Source organism: Rhodococcus sp. EPR-157 (genome assembly GCF_001647195.1).
Taxonomy (GTDB): Bacteria; Actinomycetota; Actinomycetes; order Mycobacteriales; family Mycobacteriaceae; genus Rhodococcoides.
In genome coordinates this window covers 1-4,465 of sequence record NZ_LVCV01000150.1, presented here as the reverse complement: position 1 = coordinate 4,465, position 4,465 = coordinate 1, and the positions used below count along the sequence as shown (strand labels likewise).

Sequence of the window (4,465 nt, the reverse complement as noted above, 5' to 3'; positions counted from 1 at the left end):
CTCGGTGTCGCTCATGACGCGTCCTCGGCCGTTGCTCTGCTCGCAGGATGGATGGCCGGCCTGGTGTCGGTGATCACGTTGGTGGTCACTCCCGGGGTGGGCAGTGCAACCCCGATCAAGCAGTCGCGAGTGATGATCTCCGCCAGTCGATCCTCGTTCCATCCCTCGGTTCCGGCCGGGCGAACCGGCATCACCATGAATCGGTGCTTCTGGTTCGAGTCCTGCACTCGGACGGCGATGTCTTCGGGAAGCACCAGTCCGAACTCGGCAAGAACTTGCCGGGGCCATCGGACCAGACGGCGCCGGTAGTTCGGGGTCCGGTACCACTCCGGCGAGTTACCGAGAATCGGCCGGGGATAGCAGGAGCAGAGAGTGCAGACGATGACGTGATGAAGGGTGGGTGTGTCTTCGAGAATCTCGAAGGCGGTGAAGTCGCTCGGCGTTCCGAAACCTGTCGGCTCCATCCAATCCACTCCGACCTCGCGGCTTGCGGCCATCGCGTCGGTGACAGCGAGTTGCCGGAAGGTGGGGTCGAGCCACGCACGAGCGACCAGACGGGCAGCCGGCGTCGGACCGATTTGTTCCGCGAACTCGGTGAAGTGTCGATGTTCTTCGGCGGTGAAAATGCCCTTTTCGATGCACAATTCGCGAAGGGCGATTTCGAGCACCTCGAAGTCGGTGATTTCGTCGACCATGGGTGCCACGGTGCGGGTGTGGTCGTGATCGTGGTCGTGATCGGACACGCTGCCTCCAGAGGGTGTGGGCCGTGAATGTCGTGTGCGTTCAGTTCGATCGAAGCCAGCGCTCCGGGAGTTCGGTCTGCAGAGAGTCCGAGGAGGGTCCCCGGTAGCCATCCCAAAGGTGTGCGAGGTCGAATCGAACGACGTAGAACCACTCCGGAGTCGCATCGGGACGGTCCCAGGTTTCATCCTCCGGTGCTGGGCTTTCGTATGCCACGGCGGCGATCTCGCCGGTGGCGCCGCGCACGTATTCGGGAGTGCGGGTGTAGAAGAGAACGGGAAAGTCTCGAACCGCCACGGAATCGCCGACCGCGAACTTCGGAGTGCCTGCTCGCCCGGCGAACACCTGCGGATCGCCCTTGCCGAGGGCATGAATGTGATGAGAATTGCGCGCGATCTGTGACCCATCGCCTTCGAACGCCGGGTGAGCGTCTGGCAACGCGCCCTTCAACCCGCCCTCGTAGCGCTGCTGGACCCTCTCCATGCGGTCGCTCAGTTCACCGGAACTGATGTACCGCTTCTCCGTAAGGATGCGAGCGACGGCCAGTAGCCATCGGCCGTAGTAGGGAAGGCCGAGATAGACCGCTCGACCCACGTCGACGTTCCCTATTCGCCGACGTTCCTCGGAAACCCACACTCCTCGCCACGCGAGAACCTCGCAGATGACGTAGGTCAAGTGTTCCCAGTGTTCGTATTCCTTGTTTTCGTACTTGATCGGTGCGTCGGGTTCACCGCCGACATCATGGGACGGTTTCAGGTACGCCGCGTAGCGGGAATGGTCGATCAGATCCGGGGTGGGCGCGTCGGGAAGTTCGGGGTAGGACGATTTCAGACGCGATACGAGGTCGAGTTGTGCTGCACGTTCTGCCGAGTTGGTCATCGAAGATGCCTTCGTGTTCCGGACACACTCACTTGCAACCAGTAGTCGCGGCAGTCGCCTCACGGCGAGCTATCCGCTTGCTCCGTACTCGATCGTGGGGCACAGTCGGTTGCCGCACGCCGACCTGGATCGTGAGATCTTAAGATCTCACATCCGGGCTCGACGCGTCGGCAAATTCGACGATCACAGGACCCAGGACTACTACCCGATGTGCACAGGGGTATCGCTGACCTTGACGTCGTCCTTCTTCGCGCGGACGAGCAACACCACCACCGGGCTGACGAGGGCGACCATGATCGCGGCCGTGCCGAAGGCCCATGCGTAGCCTGAGACCTCGGCCGAGAATGCGTGATCGATGGTGGCCGTGACGAATTCCCTGATGGGCTCCGGCAGTGATGCGAGGACCTCGTCGGACGGAATTTCCTGCGTTGCAAGCGCTTCCGCGGGGACGCCCGCCGGGGGAGTCGGGGCCGGATTGTCGGCGAGGTACGAGGACTTGCTGGAGGTGTACACGGTGGTGAACACGGCAGCACCGAGCGCTCCACCGACCTGCAGTGTTGCATTGATCTGCGCGCTGGCTGCTCCTGCGTCGTGATCGGGCACGCCGATCAGCGCCACGTTCTGCATGGGAACCATCAGCAATCCCAGACCGAGACCGAGGAGGACAACGCCGGGCAGGACGTGAGTCCAGTAGGAGGTGTGCACACCGATCTGCGTCAGCAATGCCAGGCCGATCGCCGAGACAAGTGGGCCCACAGCCATCATCGGCTTCGGTCCGATTCTCGGCATCAGCGCCGATGCAACGGCAGCGGTGACCAGAATGCCCGCAGTCATCGGCAACGATGCGACGCCGGCAACTACCGGACTCATCTCCAGCACGATCTGGAAGTAGAACGTCAGGTACAACGTGCCACCCAATAGCGCAGCGCCGATGACAGCGGAACCGATGTACGCCGCGCCTCGGTCGCGGTCGAGCAAGACGCTGAGTGGAAGCAGTGGATGATCCGACTTCGCCTCCACCACGACGAAGGCGGCCAGCAGCAGCAGTCCGATGGCGATGAACGAGATGGTGGACACGGTCGCCCAGCCGTCTTCGGCCTCGGTGAAGCCGTAGACCAATGAGGCAAGACCGAGCGCGACGAGAATGGCACCGGGCAGGTCGTAGCGGGTGTTTCCTTCTGCCTTGCTCTCGTTCACGAAAGGCACTGCGGCGGCGATGGCGAATACGGCCACTGGGATGTTCACGAGCAGGCACCAACGCCAGTTCGCATACTCGGTGAGCACGCCTCCGAGCAGGAGACCGACCGCTGCGCCGCCACCGGCGATCGCACCGAACACGCCGAATGCCTTTGCGCGTTCCTTGGGCTCGGTGAACGTGACGGTCAGGATGGCCAGTGCGGCGGGCGCGAGCAGGGCCGCGAAGACGCCCTGGCCTGCGCGGGCCACGAACAGTTGCCACCCCTCCTGCGCCAAACCGCCGACGGCGGAGGCGACCGCAAAACCTGCCATGCCGACGATGAACGAACGCTTGCGACCCCAGTAGTCGGCGATACGCCCGCCGAGTAGCAGCAATGCGCCGAAAGCCAGTGCGTAGGCGGTGATGACCCAGGCGCGGGCGCCGTCGCTGATGCCGAGATCCAGCTGCGCCTGTGGCAGGGCGATGTTGACGATGGTGCCGTCCAGCACGATCGTGAGCTGAGTGATGGCGACGATGCACAGCACCAGCCATCGGCGCTCGTAGTTCGGATTCGCGGCGGGCGCGTGCCCGTCGAGTTGCTGGTCCATGATCATTTCCCTACTGAAGTTCGCTGAGAGTCTCGGGCGCAGAAGTATCTCTCGTAACTTATGGGGCAGTCAGGCTGCAGTCAAACGAACTAGTTGGTTGGAGCGTAGTAAGGTCGGTCACATGAGAGCTGACGCAGGAGCGACTCGGGCGCGAATCGTTGCCGCTGCCCGAACCGAATTCGCAGCATACGGACTCGCCGGCGCACGCGTCGACCGGATATCTGCAAACGCGAGCGCAAGCAAAGAACGGTTGTACGCGTACTTCGGGGACAAGGAGTCGCTGTTCGCCGCAGCGGTCGCCGAGGGTTTCGCTCGCTTCGCCGACGCAGTGCCGTTCACCGTCGATGATCTTGGGCAGTTTGCTGCACGCGTGTACCGGCATCTGTGTTCGGAACCCGAAGAGCATCGAATTCTGTTGTGGGCGCAGCTACAACAGGCGTCGTGTCTTCAAGGCGACGATACGATCGGAGGCGTCCTGGACGCCCGTGCGGCCGAGGTGGCTCAGGCCCAGCGGAACGGCACGCTCAATGCGGATGTCGCCGCCGAGGACCTGATGACCCTCTTGTTCGGGATCGTGTCGGCCTGGTTGACCACACCGGGACAGGTGGCGGTCTCGTCCGACGCTGAACTGGATCGGCGATGCCGCGTGATCGAGACGGCCGTTCGACGGCTCTGCGAGGTACGGACGGACTGATGCGGTGGATGCCGCGACGGACGGTTGCATAGCTGTGTGCTCAACCACGCACCCGTCCGCGGGTATCGCTGCTGAGCAACGGCACCCCTCTGCGCATGCCTCGACGGGCCCAACTCGAAACCCCCGGTGGCAAACCGAGGTTCGCTGCTCAGAACTCGGAGACGGTCGGATGGTCGATGTCGACCAGTTCCCGGGCGAGGCGATGTAGTGGGGTGTTCTGTTGCTGTGACAACTTCGCCAGCAGCTCGAAAGCCTGCACTGCGTCGATGTCGTAACGCTCCATGATCATCCCCTTGGCCTGTCCGATGATGTCTCGACTGGCCAGGCTGGCACGAAACTGTTGATCGTCTCGGGCGGCGAGCATCG

Annotated in this window: 5 protein-coding genes; 1 reads left to right on the top strand and 4 read right to left on the bottom strand. The window is 63.1% G+C overall.

Features of this window, described 5'->3' with window-relative positions; genetic code table 11:
• Positions 1-11 precede the first annotated feature (11 nt).
• The 3 genes from scnC to A2J03_RS06040 form a co-directional block, all read right to left on the bottom strand.
• On the bottom strand, positions 12-695 hold the full coding sequence (gene scnC / locus A2J03_RS06050) for a thiocyanate hydrolase subunit gamma (RefSeq protein ID WP_068370791.1): 684 nt from the start codon (positions 693-695) through the stop codon (positions 12-14).
• Positions 696-783: 88 nt separating this feature from the next.
• Positions 784-1,620, bottom strand: a complete 837-nt coding sequence (locus A2J03_RS06045; RefSeq protein WP_068370786.1) for an SH3-like domain-containing protein — start codon at positions 1,618-1,620, stop codon at positions 784-786.
• A 201-nt stretch (positions 1,621-1,821) separates the two neighbouring features.
• A complete protein-coding gene (locus tag A2J03_RS06040) occupies positions 1,822-3,405 on the bottom strand; it encodes an MFS transporter (RefSeq protein ID WP_068370788.1) in 1,584 nt (527 codons plus the stop codon).
• Positions 3,406-3,526: 121 nt separating this feature from the next.
• On the opposite strand from A2J03_RS06040, the gene A2J03_RS06035 reads away from it, so the two are divergent.
• Positions 3,527-4,099 carry a TetR family transcriptional regulator gene (locus A2J03_RS06035; protein WP_068370783.1) on the top strand — a complete coding sequence of 191 codons (573 nt, stop codon included), beginning with the start codon at positions 3,527-3,529 and terminating at the stop codon, positions 4,097-4,099.
• A 148-nt stretch (positions 4,100-4,247) separates the two neighbouring features.
• On the opposite strand, the gene A2J03_RS06030 is transcribed toward A2J03_RS06035, so the two are convergent.
• A partial coding sequence (locus tag A2J03_RS06030) for an ANTAR domain-containing protein (protein ID WP_082897630.1) occupies positions 4,248-4,465 on the bottom strand: 218 nt, incomplete at its 5' end.